The organism is Rhizobium sp. C104 (assembly GCF_022354505.1).
Taxonomy (GTDB): domain Bacteria; phylum Pseudomonadota; class Alphaproteobacteria; order Rhizobiales; family Rhizobiaceae; genus Rhizobium; species Rhizobium redzepovicii.
This window is the reverse complement of record NZ_CP092348.1, coordinates 4,092,840-4,104,151: the sequence shown is the minus strand read 5'-3', so window position 1 is coordinate 4,104,151 and position 11,312 is coordinate 4,092,840. Positions and strand designations below refer to the sequence as shown.

At 61.9% G+C, this 11,312-nt stretch carries 13 protein-coding genes and 1 tRNA gene; 7 read left to right on the top strand and 7 right to left on the bottom strand.

Going from position 1 to position 11,312, the window contains the following annotated elements; all coding sequences use genetic code 11:
• The first annotated feature begins 212 nt into the window (after positions 1 to 212).
• Complete coding sequence (locus tag MF410_RS21370; protein WP_097629806.1) at positions 213 to 1,193, top strand: aldo/keto reductase; 981 nt, start codon at positions 213 to 215, stop codon at positions 1,191 to 1,193.
• A gap of 84 nt (positions 1,194 to 1,277) precedes the next feature.
• Here the strand turns inward: MF410_RS21370 and MF410_RS21365 are convergent, their stop codons facing one another.
• On the bottom strand, positions 1,278 to 1,856 hold the full coding sequence (locus tag MF410_RS21365; protein ID WP_097629807.1) for a TetR/AcrR family transcriptional regulator: 579 nt from the start codon (positions 1,854 to 1,856) through the stop codon (positions 1,278 to 1,280).
• A 129-nt stretch (positions 1,857 to 1,985) separates the two neighbouring features.
• On the opposite strand from MF410_RS21365, the gene MF410_RS21360 reads away from it, so the two are divergent.
• Together MF410_RS21360 and MF410_RS21355 are read left to right on the top strand one after the other, a co-directional pair.
• Positions 1,986 to 3,281, top strand: coding sequence for an MFS transporter (locus MF410_RS21360; RefSeq protein WP_097629808.1), 1,296 nt, complete (start codon positions 1,986 to 1,988; stop codon positions 3,279 to 3,281).
• 190 nt (positions 3,282 to 3,471) lie between these two features.
• Positions 3,472 to 3,556: transfer RNA gene (locus tag MF410_RS21355), tRNA-Leu, on the top strand.
• A gap of 196 nt (positions 3,557 to 3,752) precedes the next feature.
• On the opposite strand, the gene MF410_RS21350 is transcribed toward MF410_RS21355, so the two are convergent.
• Both MF410_RS21350 and MF410_RS21345 read right to left on the bottom strand, forming a co-directional pair.
• A complete protein-coding gene (locus tag MF410_RS21350) occupies positions 3,753 to 4,040 on the bottom strand; it encodes a hypothetical protein (RefSeq protein ID WP_049732769.1) in 288 nt (95 codons plus the stop codon).
• A gap of 166 nt (positions 4,041 to 4,206) precedes the next feature.
• On the bottom strand, positions 4,207 to 4,491 hold the full coding sequence (locus tag MF410_RS21345; RefSeq protein ID WP_097629809.1) for a hypothetical protein: 285 nt from the start codon (positions 4,489 to 4,491) through the stop codon (positions 4,207 to 4,209).
• Between the two features lie 212 nt (positions 4,492 to 4,703).
• Between MF410_RS21345 and MF410_RS21340 the strand changes: the two genes are divergently transcribed.
• The gene (locus MF410_RS21340; RefSeq protein WP_097629810.1) at positions 4,704 to 6,452 is read left to right on the top strand and encodes a cation:proton antiporter; all 1,749 of its coding nucleotides are present in this window, start codon (positions 4,704 to 4,706) and stop codon (positions 6,450 to 6,452) included.
• Positions 6,453 to 6,494: 42 nt separating this feature from the next.
• Here MF410_RS21340 and MF410_RS21335 read toward each other — a convergent pair whose 3' ends face one another.
• Positions 6,495 to 6,779, bottom strand: coding sequence for a hypothetical protein (locus MF410_RS21335; protein ID WP_097629811.1), 285 nt, complete (start codon positions 6,777 to 6,779; stop codon positions 6,495 to 6,497).
• A 258-nt stretch (positions 6,780 to 7,037) separates the two neighbouring features.
• Here MF410_RS21335 and MF410_RS21330 point away from each other — a divergent pair, with 258 nt between their 5' ends.
• Complete coding sequence (locus MF410_RS21330) at positions 7,038 to 7,628, top strand: YqaA family protein (protein WP_097629812.1); 591 nt, start codon at positions 7,038 to 7,040, stop codon at positions 7,626 to 7,628.
• 18 nt (positions 7,629 to 7,646) lie between these two features.
• Entirely contained in the window at positions 7,647 to 8,162 is a 516-nt protein-coding gene (locus MF410_RS21325; protein ID WP_097629813.1) for a disulfide bond formation protein B, read from the top strand.
• Here the strand turns inward: MF410_RS21325 and MF410_RS21320 are convergent, their stop codons facing one another.
• Both MF410_RS21320 and MF410_RS21315 read right to left on the bottom strand, forming a co-directional pair.
• Entirely contained in the window at positions 8,163 to 8,744 is a 582-nt protein-coding gene (locus tag MF410_RS21320) for an HNH endonuclease (RefSeq protein WP_239620030.1), read from the bottom strand.
• Between the two features lie 86 nt (positions 8,745 to 8,830).
• A complete protein-coding gene (locus MF410_RS21315; protein WP_097629814.1) occupies positions 8,831 to 9,523 on the bottom strand; it encodes a DNA-3-methyladenine glycosylase in 693 nt (230 codons plus the stop codon).
• Between MF410_RS21315 and gluQRS the strand changes: the two genes are divergently transcribed.
• A complete protein-coding gene (gene gluQRS / locus MF410_RS21310) occupies positions 9,522 to 10,403 on the top strand; it encodes a tRNA glutamyl-Q(34) synthetase GluQRS (protein ID WP_097629815.1) in 882 nt (293 codons plus the stop codon). The genes MF410_RS21315 and gluQRS overlap by 2 nt on opposite strands.
• On the opposite strand, the gene MF410_RS21305 is transcribed toward gluQRS, so the two are convergent.
• Positions 10,368 to 11,291, bottom strand: coding sequence for a YihY/virulence factor BrkB family protein (locus MF410_RS21305; RefSeq protein WP_097629816.1), 924 nt, complete (start codon positions 11,289 to 11,291; stop codon positions 10,368 to 10,370). The genes gluQRS and MF410_RS21305 overlap by 36 nt on opposite strands.
• Between the last annotated feature and the right edge of the window lie 21 nt (positions 11,292 to 11,312).

The window sequence follows — 11,312 nt, the reverse complement described above, 5'->3', positions numbered from 1 at the left end:
GTGCTGCAATTGCGCAAGCGACCGGTCCGGACGGCGATGACCGCCCCCTGCTTCAAAGCCCATCACGCATTGTTGTGCGCATCGCCGGACGGATTCTTCGCCCGGCGCCCTGCGACTTTGCCGGTTTCCGCACTAGATCATACAAGGCGGTCCAACGACATCGGATTTGGGGCATCGGATTTGGATCAGCAAATTCATCACGGAGTCGTTTCATGGAATATGCAAAATTTGGGAAAACCGGCCTGGAAGTCTCGAAAATCTGCCTGGGCTGCATGACCTTCGGCGATCCCGGCCGCGGCAATCATGCCTGGAGCCTGCGGGAGGAAGAAAGCCGGGCGTTGATCCGGCAGGCGATTGACCTCGGCATCAACTTCCTCGACACCGCCAACACCTATTCCAACGGCTCCTCCGAGGAGATCGTCGGCCGCGCCATAAAGGATTTCGCCAAGCGCGAGGACATCGTGCTGGCGACCAAGGTGTTCAACCGCATGCGGCCGGGCCCTAACGGCGCCGGCCTGTCGCGCAAGGCGATCTTCGACGAGATCGACAACAGCCTGCGCCGCCTCGGCACAGACTATGTCGACCTCTACCAGATCCACCGCTTCGACTATACGACGCCGATCGAGGAAACGCTGGAGGCGCTGCACGACGTCGTCAAGGCAGGCAAGGCGCGGTATATCGGCGCCTCCTCCATGTATGCCTGGCAATTTGCCAAGGCGCTCTACGTCTCGAGGCTGAACGGCTGGACCGAATTCGTCAGCATGCAGGACCACCTGAACCTGCTCTACCGTGAGGAAGAGCGCGAAATGCTGCCGCTCTGCGAGGATCAGAAGATCGCCGTCATCCCCTGGAGCCCGCTTGCCCGCGGCCGCCTGACCCGCGACTGGGACGAGGCGACAGCGCGCAGCGAAACCGACGAATTCGGCAAGACGCTTTACACGCAGTCCATCGATGCCGATCGCAAGATCGTCGAGGCGGTGGCAGAGATCGCCAAGGCTCGCGGCGTCTCCCGCGCCCAGGTCGCAACCGCCTGGATCCTGCAGAAGAGTGCGGTGACCGCCCCGATCATCGGCGCTTCCAAACCGAACCACCTGACCGACGCCGTTGCCTCGCTCTCGGTCAAGCTCACCACTGAGGAAATCGCCGCATTGGAAGCACCCTATATCCCACACGCCGTCGCCGGCTTCAAATAGCCGCTGGCCGCCTGAGGCATCGGTAAGACAGATCACACTCCCTCTATGGGCAGAAGAGGGAGAGCGAAACATTGTCTTTCCAGATTAAAAACTACTGCTGGGATCGAGCTGCCGGCGCATCGTCACCAGAAACTGCTCTGCAAGCGCCCGGTCTTCCACCGCGCGGGCAAGAATGACGGCGCCCATCATCGAGGAGAGCGTGGTAGCGGCATTGGCGCGGCGTTCCTCTTCGCTCTTTCCGGGAACGATATCGGCGAGCGTGTCGACCAGCACGGAGAGCCCGTCGCTGAAGACGGCGCGCACCGCACCGCGGCTGCGGCTGACCTCCTGGATCAGAGTCGCGAAGACGCAGCTGCCGCCCGGATCGTCGACCGTTCGCCAGTGGATATAGTGGTCGAGAAGCGATTCCAGCGGCCGGTCCGGAGAATCGGCGATATGCTCCTTCCAGCGCGTTTCGACCTTGTCGATCAGCTTGCGGCTGACCTCCAGCGCCAGGTCGTCCTTCGACGCGAAGTGACCGTAGAAACCGCCATGCGTCAGCCCGGCCGCCTTCATGATGTCGGCGACGCCGACGCCGTCGAAACCGTTCTCTCGAAAGAGCACGCCGGCAACGCTCAGGATTTTCTCTCGGTTTTCGGCAAATTTCTCGCGGCTGACCCGCATTTTTAAACTCCAGAAATAGTCGCTTGACAAAATATATGACGTCCATCATCAATAGGCAAGAAATATGATGGCCATCATGTAAAGCATTCCCGTATCTTCCCGAAGCTGAATCCGAACGGAATCTCGCCTATGGTTTCCACAGCCCTTGCCTCCACCCTTGCCCGGCGCAACATCCACTACGGCTGGGTCGTCGTCGCCGCCACCTTCCTCACCATGTTGGTCACGGCCGGCGCCATGGGCGCACCCGGCGTTCTCATCAAGCCGCTGCAGGACGAGTTCGGCTGGGAGACCTCGCAGATTTCCTCGGCCCTTGCGATCCGCCTGATCCTTTTCGGCTTCATGGGACCGTTCGCCGCCGCCTTCATGAATTATTTCGGCGTGCGCAAGGTCATCGTTTTCGCCCTGGCCCTGATCGGCGCCGGTTTCATCGGTTCGCTGTTCATGACCAAGCTCTGGCATCTGTTGGCGCTTTGGGGCGTCGTCGTCGGCTTCGGCACGGGTCTGACGGCTATGGTGCTCGCGGCCACCGTCTCAACCCGCTGGTTCACCAAGCATCGCGGTCTCGTCGTCGGCATGCTTTCGGCGAGCTCGGCTACCGGCCAGCTCGTCTTTCTGCCGCTAATGGCGGAGCTGACGGAACGCTACGGCTGGCGATCGACGGTGTTTTTCGTCTGCGCCATGATCATGGTCGCAGCTCTGGCCGTGCTGGCTTTCATGCGAGACCGGCCGGCCGACCTGAACCTGCCGTCCGTCGGCGAAACGCAGGTGACACCGCCGCCGGCGGGAACCTCTCTCGGCGTTGCGCTGATGACGCCGATCACCGTGCTCAGGGAAATCTCCAAGACCTCGACCTTCTGGATCCTGTTTGCCACCTTCTTCATCTGCGGGCTCAGCACCAATGGCCTGATCCAGACCCATTTCGTCACTCTCTGCGGCGATTTCGGCATCGTGCCGGTGGCTGCTGCCAGTGTGCTCGCCGTCATGGGCATCTTCGATTTCTTCGGCACCATCGGCTCGGGCTGGCTGTCCGACCGCTTCGACAATCGCTGGCTGCTGTTCTTCTACTACGGCTTTCGCGGCCTCTCGCTGCTCTATCTGCCCTTCAGCGATTTCAGCTTCTACGGCCTCTCCATCTTTGCCATCTTCTACGGCCTCGACTGGATCGCCACCGTGCCGCCGACCGTCAAGATCGCCGCCGACCGCTTCGGCCGCGAAAAGGCCGGCCTGGTCTTCGGCTGGGTCTTTGCCGGCCATCAGTTGGGCGCCGCTACCGCCGCCTATGGCGCCGGCCTGTCGCGCACGGAGCTGTCGAGCTACCTGCCCGCCTTCTTCGTCGCCGGCGCTTTCTGCCTGCTGGCCTCGATCCTGGCGATCACGCTGAAGAAGTCCGGCCTGACCAGCCCGGCGCCCGCCGCCGCCCATTAATGCATGTCGCCCGGAAGTGTGCCAGCGGTTCGGGGATAACGACATGCATAAAAATAGAGAGCTTTGATATCGCAAGCATCCGGCCTCGAAACGAGGCCGGATGTCTCTACCGGATCAGTCCGATAACTTCGCTTGCCCGTCTTGCGCGTGCGGGCGCTCGCATGTTAGACAGCCGCCCGTTCACTCCGTTGCCCCATTGGCGGAATTGGTAGACGCGCTCGACTCAAAATCGAGTTTCGAAAGAAGTGCTGGTTCGACCCCGGCATGGGGCACCAGCCTTCGCTCTATGAGCTTCGGCTCAGCAAGCCGAAGCTCATAGAGCGAAGGCTGTCGCGCCGCAGTTCCGTTAGGAAGGATGGCTGACCGGTTTAGACAGTGCTCCGGCCACTAAAACCGTCATCCCGATACGTTCGTCCGCGCCTCCGCATCGACAAGCTGACGCGGAAGCACGAACCGTATTCACATCCGAAACTACTTGTTCTTCAGCAGCCACATCTTGCCGGCCATGGTAATGCCGTAGACGTCTTTCGTGACATCGTCATCGAGGTGCCGCCGCTCGAGGAAACCTGGTTCCTTCAACTCGCCCAGCGTCTTGGCAGTGACCGATTTTATTTTCTGCGGCCGCTCTTTCCAGCGGTCGTTTTTCGCGTAGGTCACCGTTGCGTTCTGATGCGTCCATTTATTGGCCGGCTGAGGGTAAAGGTCTCCATCCCTGGCGAGTTTCAGCGCGGCGATCTGGGACGGCGTAAGTTCAATCATACTCGAAATCCTGTGCAGGCGGTGTTTGCGCTGGGAATGCGCTTCTACCAAAGGCGTGCTCATAACACCGACGGACGAGTTTCACCACTGGATTGCGATATCAGCGCCACGAAAGGCGAAAACCCGGCTCTTCGAACCGGGCTTCGTCATTGTCGCGTAGTTCCAGTTAATTGCAACGCCGGACCGTTTTGGTCACTTCGCCGTCGTCGGTCTGACGGGTGACACTTCTGGTTTCGCAGCCGTTGTCGCGATAGCGGCGGTGTTCACGTTCGCGCACCGCACCGAAAGTGACGCCACGCTCGCTGATGGTTATGCCGGGTCTCACCCGTTCATGACGATAACCGTCATCATAGGTACGTTCCCTAACATAGACGCTGTCGGCGAGAACAGGCGCTGCAAACGAGCAGGCGGCAAGGGCCGCTATAGTACAATTCAGGATGATCTTCCGCATGTCGTTTCTCCTTTCTGGATGAAAGGGCAACGAGACAAGACGCAACTGGTTCCAAGATCGCCGCCCGCCCGGGCTTGGTGCAGACGACAGCAGACCAGTTCTACGCCTGATCGCAAGGATTGCGAACAAGGGCCGCTACCCGCCAAATCAACTGTTTAATTTTGCTTGCACTTCGTACAGAGTGGCCGCCGCCATCACAGGAAGGGTCGGACGTGCATCAGGAAGTAGGGCTTATCGCAACGGTCGCCGTCAGTTTCGTTTTCGCGGCGATCCTGGGTTATGGCGCCGACCGGCTGCGGCTGCCGCCGCTCGTTGGCTATCTCCTCGCCGGCATTCTGATGGGGCCGTTTACGCCGGGTTTCGTCGCCGATACCGCCCTTGCCGGGCAGCTCGCCGAAATGGGCGTCATCCTTCTGATGTTCGGCGTCGGCCTGCATTTTTCCGCCTCGGACCTGCTCGCCGTCCGAGGGATCGCCGTGCCGGGCGCGATCGGGCGCATCATCCTCGCCACCCTGTTGGGCATCGGCCTTTGCAAACTCTGGGGCTGGAGCTTGGGCGCCGGCATCGTCTTGGGCCTCAGCCTGTCTGTGGCCAGCACTGTCGTTCTGCTGAAGGCGCTGGAGGAGCGCAATCTCGTCAACGCGCCAAGCGGGCGCGTCGCCGTCGGCTGGCTGATCGTCGAGGATCTGGTGATGGTGCTGGCGCTGGTGCTGCTGCCGGCGCTCGCAGAGCTTCTTGGCGGCAACGCCGCCGCGACCACCAACCACGGCCTCGGCGAGCTTTCCCTGGCGCTGACGATCGGCCTGACGCTGGCGAAGGTGGCCGGCTTCGCCGCCATGGCGATCTTCCTCGGCCCGCGCATCGTGCCCTGGCTGCTGACGATGATCGCCCGCACCGGTTCGCGTGAACTCTTCACGCTGACGGTCCTGGCGATCGCGCTGGGCATCGCCTTCGGCTCGGCGGCGATCTTCGGCGTCTCCTTTGCGCTCGGCGCCTTTTTTGCCGGCGTCGTCATGAGCGAATCCCAGCTCAGCCACAGGGCGGCCGCCGACTCGCTGCCGCTGCAGAACGCCTTCTCCGTGCTGTTTTTCGTCTCCGTCGGCATGCTCTTCGATCCATCGATCCTGGTCAGCCAGCCGCTGGCGGTGATCGGCGCGCTGGCGCTTGTCATCCTCGGCAAGGCCATCATCACCTTCTTCATCGTCTTACTGCTGCGATATCCGATCGGCCTGGGGCTGACATTGGCCGGCGGCCTTGCCCAGATCGGCGAATTCTCCTTCATCCTCGCCGGCCTCGGCGTCTCGCTCGGGCTGCTGCCGCACGAGGGCCAGGATCTGATCCTTGCCGCTGCAATCCTGTCGATCACGCTCAACCCGATCGTGATCCTGGCGACCGACGGGTTGAAGAAATTTGCCCATTCGAGATGGCCCTCCCTTTGGGAAAGCTACGGCAGGGCGAGGCAGAAGGCGCTCAGCAAGGAACTGGAAAAGATCAGGGCGCTCGGCGAGGAGCGCGAACGCGAGCATCAGCTGAAAATGCAGCAGCTGATCGAGACTTTTCCTTTGTTCTCCGAGGTTAACGAAGACGCGCAGGAGGAACTGCTGCTGCTCTTCAAGGCAAAATCCGCTCCACCCGGCGAACGCGTCATCCGCCGCGGCGACCGCGGCGACGGCATGTATTTCATTTCTTCGGGGGCGGTGGAAGTCCGGCTCGCAAGCGGCGCGATCCGCCTTGAGCCTGGCGCCTTCTTCGGCGAAATGGCGCTTCTGACCGGCGGACGGCGCACGGCCGATGTCATCGCCGTCGATTTCTGCCAGTTCGAAGTGCTCGAACGGCGCGACTTCAACATGTTCATGTCGCGTCATCCCAATCTGCGCGCCGCCGTCAGCGAAATGGCGCAGAAACGCACGGAGATGAACGACCTGCGTCAGCAATGGGAAAAGTCGATGGACCTCTCCTGAGGCAATACCGACGCATGTCTGCGAATGCGATATGCGATTGCCTCAGCCAGCCGGCCAATAGCCGTCGGCGCGGAAATCCTCCGGGATCGGGTCGAGCCGCGACAATGTCTCGGCTGCGAAATCGATCTGCAGCGACAAATATTTAAGCGACGCCAGCATTGGCACGCCGGTCGCAAATTCCCGGATGCGCGACGGATGATAGCCGCTTTCGCTCAGCCGTCGCGCCGCTTCCCGGCGCACATCGTCCCGGCTCGGTCTGCCGCCCTCTTCGGGCCGGTCGGCCATATGCACGGCCTGCCCGCGGCCGCCTTCGATCACTTTGAACATTCTGATGCCACCCTGCACGTCGCCCAATTCAGCTCGAGCTTGATGCCGTCCCAAAACCGCCCACACTTTTCGGCATCACGCTTTGAGACAGCTTGCCGCAGAATGGCCGATTCGCCATCACATGAAATCTTGGGAGGGCGGCGGGGCCTGTATCACGAAATTTTTAGGCGGCGGGTGGCACGAAGGACACGGGCGGGCATTTACAGCGTCGCGCACGGCCCCTAAAGCTTTTTTGCACCGCAACAGGAAGGGTTCGGAATGCTCCGCAGACTTTACGACTGGACCATGTCTCTGGCCGCGCGCAAATCGGCCGAAGTCTGGCTCGCCGTCATCGCCTTCGTCGAAAGCTCCGTCTTTCTCGTCCCCGCCGATGTGCTGTTCCTGCCGATGGCGCTTTCCAAGCCGGAACGCTCCTATCGCTACGCGGTGATCGCGACCATTGCTTCCGTGCTCGGGGGTATCGCCGGCTGGGCGCTCGGCTATTTCGCCTATGAGACGGTGGCGCGGCCGGTTCTCGAATTCTACGGCAAGCTCGACGCCTTCGAGCAGATGAAGGCCTATGTCACCTACGAGACGATCCTGTTGCTGCTCGTCACTTCGGGACTTGCGCATCTGCCGCCAATCAAGATCGTCACGATCCTCTCCGGCGTCATCCACGTCAATCTGGGGCTTTTTATTGTTTCGGCGATCATCGCCCGCGGCGCGCGTTTCCTCTTCCTCGCCTGGTTGCTGCGCCGCTACGGTGAGCCGATCCGTGACTTCATCGAGAAGCGCCTCGGCCAGATCGTCGGCATCGGTGCAACTGCGGTGATCGTGCTATATGTCGGCTACCGCTCTTTCGCTCACTAAATCTCGCGGAGTTCCGCCATGACTGCCACTTCCTCGCCGCTCGCCCGTCCCGGCTTCGTCTATTCCATATTGCTCGCCATCGGCATGGCGGCCGCGGTCGGCACGGCGCTTGGTTTCCAATATATCGGCGGCTATATTCCCTGCGCGCTCTGCCTGCTGCAGCGGCAGCCCTACTATTACGCCATCCCGATCGCCGTCCTCGCCGCGGTTTCGGAACTCGTCGGCCTGCCGAACTGGATCACCCGCGCGCTCATTCTCGCCGCCGGCATGCTGATGCTGGTCACGGCCGGCATGGGCGTCTATCACGCCGGAGTCGAATGGCATTTCTGGCCGGGCCCGGCCACTTGCTCGACAACGGCAAGCAGCATGACCACCAATGCCGGCGATCTGCTCGGTGAGCTCAACACGATCAAGGGCCCGTCCTGCACCGATGCGGCGCTCCGGGTGCTCGGCCTGTCTTTTGCGGGCTGGAACGTGATTGCCGGAATCCTGCTGGCCGCCTTCGCTTTCGTTGGCGTTCGCAAGACGGCCTGATCAGGGCTGCAGTTCGGTATCCCAGTAGAGATAGTCGAGCCAGCTGTCGTGCAGATAGTTCGGCGGGAACAGCCGGCCGTTATTGTGCAGATCCTGCACCGTCGGCTGATAGGGTTTCTGCGCCGGGAACATGCTCGCCTGCTTGGGAAGCTTGCTGCCCTTGCGCAGATTGCAAGGCGAACAGGCGGCCACGACATTCTCCCAGGTCGTCTCGCCGCCATGGGCGCGCGGGATGACGTGATCGAAAGTCAGATCGTCATGGGCGCCGCAATACTGGCACTCGAACCGGTCGCGCAGGAAGACGTTGAACCGGGTGAAGGCGGGATTGCGGGACGGCTGGACGTAGGTCTTGAGGCACACGACACTCGGAAGCCGCATCGAAAAACTCGGCGAGGAAACCGAATGTTCATATTCTGCGATGATGTTCACACGGTCGAGAAATACCGCCTTGATCGCGTCCTGCCAGGACCACAGCGACAAGGGGTAATAACTCAGTGGCCGGTAGTCAGCGTTCAGGACGAGCGCTGGCAGGGCCTGGGGGAGACTGCAATCGTCAAGGGACTCTCCTGATCGATTCGGCATCTGCACCTGTATATTAGGCCGGTTGTTACAGGATTGTGAAGTCCAATAAATTCAGAGGATAAAGGCAATTTGAAGAGTGTTGCCGATCAGCCGGTCGGCACCATGTCACGCCGTGTTTTCGTAGCGTAATAGGCCCAGAAAAGCCGTGCCGCCACCGAGCGCCACGGCGACCAGGCTTCCGCCAGCGCCGTTAGCGCCTTTGCCTGAGGCCGTGCCGCGAGACCGAATGCCGCACCGACGGCGTTCTGCAGCGCGACATCGCCGGCCGGAAACACATCGGCATGGCCGCCGCAGAACATCAGATAGACTTCTGCCGTCCACGGACCGACGCCCTTCAGCGCGGTGAGTTCTCCAAGCGCTTCACCAGGCGGCATCAGGCAGAGCCCGGAAAGATCGAGGCGGCCGGAGGCAACGGCTTCGGCGATCCGCGACAAGGTCTCGGCCTTGGCGCGCGACAGGCCGAAGTCGCGCCAGGCCTCGGCGTGAAGCAGCGTATAGCCTTCCGCGGTCAGGAGACCGTCCGCCGGCTGCATGCGCCGCCAGATCGCTTCGGCGCTGGCGCGCGACACCATCTGCGAGACGATGATATGGGCAAGGCCGGCAAAACCCGGTTCACGCAGCCGCAGCGGCACAGGCCCGGCATCCGCCGCGATCGGCACAAGGCGCGGATCGAGGCGAAGCAGCGCTTCGAGCCCTTGCCTGACGTCGTCTTCGTTGCGGATGATCTGCACATCGCCTCGCAGTGGTTCGAAACCTAAATCCATGGCAGAAGAAAGCATGACCACGAGCGAGCGTCAAAAACCTGTCTTTCGTTTTGCGCCGAGCCCCAACGGTGAGCTGCATCTCGGTCATGCCCTCTCGGCCCTCTTGAATCACGACATGGCGGAGGCCGAACATGGCCGCCTGCTGCTGCGCATCGAGGATATCGACCAGACGCGCTGCACGCCCGAGTTCGAGGCCGGCATCCTCAGGGAGCTCGACTGGCTTGGGGTCGGCTGGGAAAGCCCGGTGCGGCGGCAGTCGGAACATTTCCCCGAATATCGGGCGGCACTGCACGCACTGATCGAACGCGGCCTGGTCTATCCGGCCTTCCTGACGCGCGGCGAGGTGAAGACGCGCGTCACCGCCTATGAGGCCGCTGGCAAGTCCTGGCCGCGCGATCCCGACGGCACGCCACTTTACCCCGCAACCGATCGCGAGCGCCCGGAAGACGAACGGCAGGAGATGCTGACCTCGGGGAAGAAACATGCCTGGCGGCTCGATATGCGCAAGGCACTCGACCTGATCGGCGAGCTGCTGTTCTGGACGGAAACCGGCGACGGCAGATCGGGCGAGATCGCCGCCGAGCCGGAAGTCTGGGGCGATGTCATCCTGTCGCGCTCGGACGCTCCGTCGAGCTATCATCTTTCGGTGGTGGTCGACGATGCGCTCCAGGGTGTCACCCATGTGGTGCGCGGGCTCGACCTCTTCCCGGCCACCTCGGTGCACCGGCTGCTGCAGGTGCTGCTCGGCCTGCCGCAGCCGGTTTATCACCATCATCGTCTCATTCTCGACAATGCCGGCCGCAAGCTTTCGAAAAGCCAGGGCGACAGCGGGATTGGCGAGTTGCGCGCCAGCGGCATGTCAGGGGCCGACATTCGCCGCCTTGTCGGGCTCTGATGGCCTTTCGACACGCTCCCTGCCGACAATCGAAAGGGTGTGGGAGAACATCCGGAAGACGCGGAATTTGATCAGCGCCGCATTGATCTCGGCGCCGATGATGAAAATGACGCCGACCATATAGAGGAAGATCAGCACGATCATGACCGAGGCGAGACCGGCATAGGTTGCGGTGTAGTTGGCGAAGGTCGCGAGGTAATAGGCAAAGATCAGCGCTCCGGCAAGCCAGAGCAGCAGCGTCAGCAGCACGCCCGGAATGACGTCGAAGACCCGCCGTTTGCCGGCCGGCAGCCAGAGATGCATGACCAGCAGCCCGACGGTCAGCACGACAAGCGTGCCGTAAATGCGCCAGCTGAAGACGATGTCGAGCGTATCGGCAAACAGCGGAAACCAATTCCTGGCATAGTCGAGCGCCAGCGGTACGGCGACCAGCAGGATGCTGATCGCCGCAAAGATGATCACCGCGATCAGCACATAGCCGAGGCTGGCGAGGCGGGTGAAATACCACGGCCGCGTTTCCTGCACCCGGTAGGCGCGGTTGAGCGAGATGCGCAGCGCCTCGACGCCGTTCGAAGCAAAATAGGCAGCCGCCAGCACCGAGATCGTCAGCAGCCCGCCGCGCGGAATGGTCAGTACTTGCAGCACCTGGTCGGCGAGCGGCTTGGCGATCGCCTCGGGCCAGGTGTCGAAGATCAGATGGATGGCGGTCGAGGAAAACTGATCGGCGCCGAGGAAGCTTGCGAGCGCCGTGCCAAAGATCAGGAAGGGGAAAACCGCAAGCAGGCTCGACAGCGCCACATGGCTTGCCATGGCGAAGCCGTCATCCTCGACCATGTGACAGATCGCGTCGTAGACCACGTCGTAGATCGTGCGCAGCGCCTTCGGCATTCCGTCTCCGGCTTTCCAGAT

Bases quoted from the DNA above. Each gene is read 5' to 3' on its own strand.
- MF410_RS21330 (WP_097629812.1), top strand. From the start codon at position 7,038: ATGCTCCGCAGACTTTACGACTGGACCATGTCTCTGGCCGCGCGCAAA.
- gluQRS (WP_097629815.1), top strand. From the start codon at position 9,522: ATGACCACGAGCGAGCGTCAAAAACCTGTCTTTCGTTTTGCGCCGAGC.
- MF410_RS21350 (WP_049732769.1), bottom strand. From the start codon at position 4,040: ATGATTGAACTTACGCCGTCCCAGATCGCCGCGCTGAAACTCGCCAGG.
- MF410_RS21360 (WP_097629808.1), top strand. From the start codon at position 1,986: ATGGTTTCCACAGCCCTTGCCTCCACCCTTGCCCGGCGCAACATCCAC.
- MF410_RS21345 (WP_097629809.1), bottom strand. From the start codon at position 4,491: ATGCGGAAGATCATCCTGAATTGTACTATAGCGGCCCTTGCCGCCTGC.
- MF410_RS21305 (WP_097629816.1), bottom strand. From the start codon at position 11,291: ATGCCGAAGGCGCTGCGCACGATCTACGACGTGGTCTACGACGCGATC.
- MF410_RS21335 (WP_097629811.1), bottom strand. From the start codon at position 6,779: ATGTTCAAAGTGATCGAAGGCGGCCGCGGGCAGGCCGTGCATATGGCC.
- MF410_RS21325 (WP_097629813.1), top strand. From the start codon at position 7,647: ATGACTGCCACTTCCTCGCCGCTCGCCCGTCCCGGCTTCGTCTATTCC.
- MF410_RS21365 (WP_097629807.1), bottom strand. From the start codon at position 1,856: ATGCGGGTCAGCCGCGAGAAATTTGCCGAAAACCGAGAGAAAATCCTG.
- MF410_RS21370 (WP_097629806.1), top strand. From the start codon at position 213: ATGGAATATGCAAAATTTGGGAAAACCGGCCTGGAAGTCTCGAAAATC.
- MF410_RS21315 (WP_097629814.1), bottom strand. From the start codon at position 9,523: ATGCTTTCTTCTGCCATGGATTTAGGTTTCGAACCACTGCGAGGCGAT.
- MF410_RS21320 (WP_239620030.1), bottom strand. From the start codon at position 8,744: ATGCCGAATCGATCAGGAGAGTCCCTTGACGATTGCAGTCTCCCCCAG.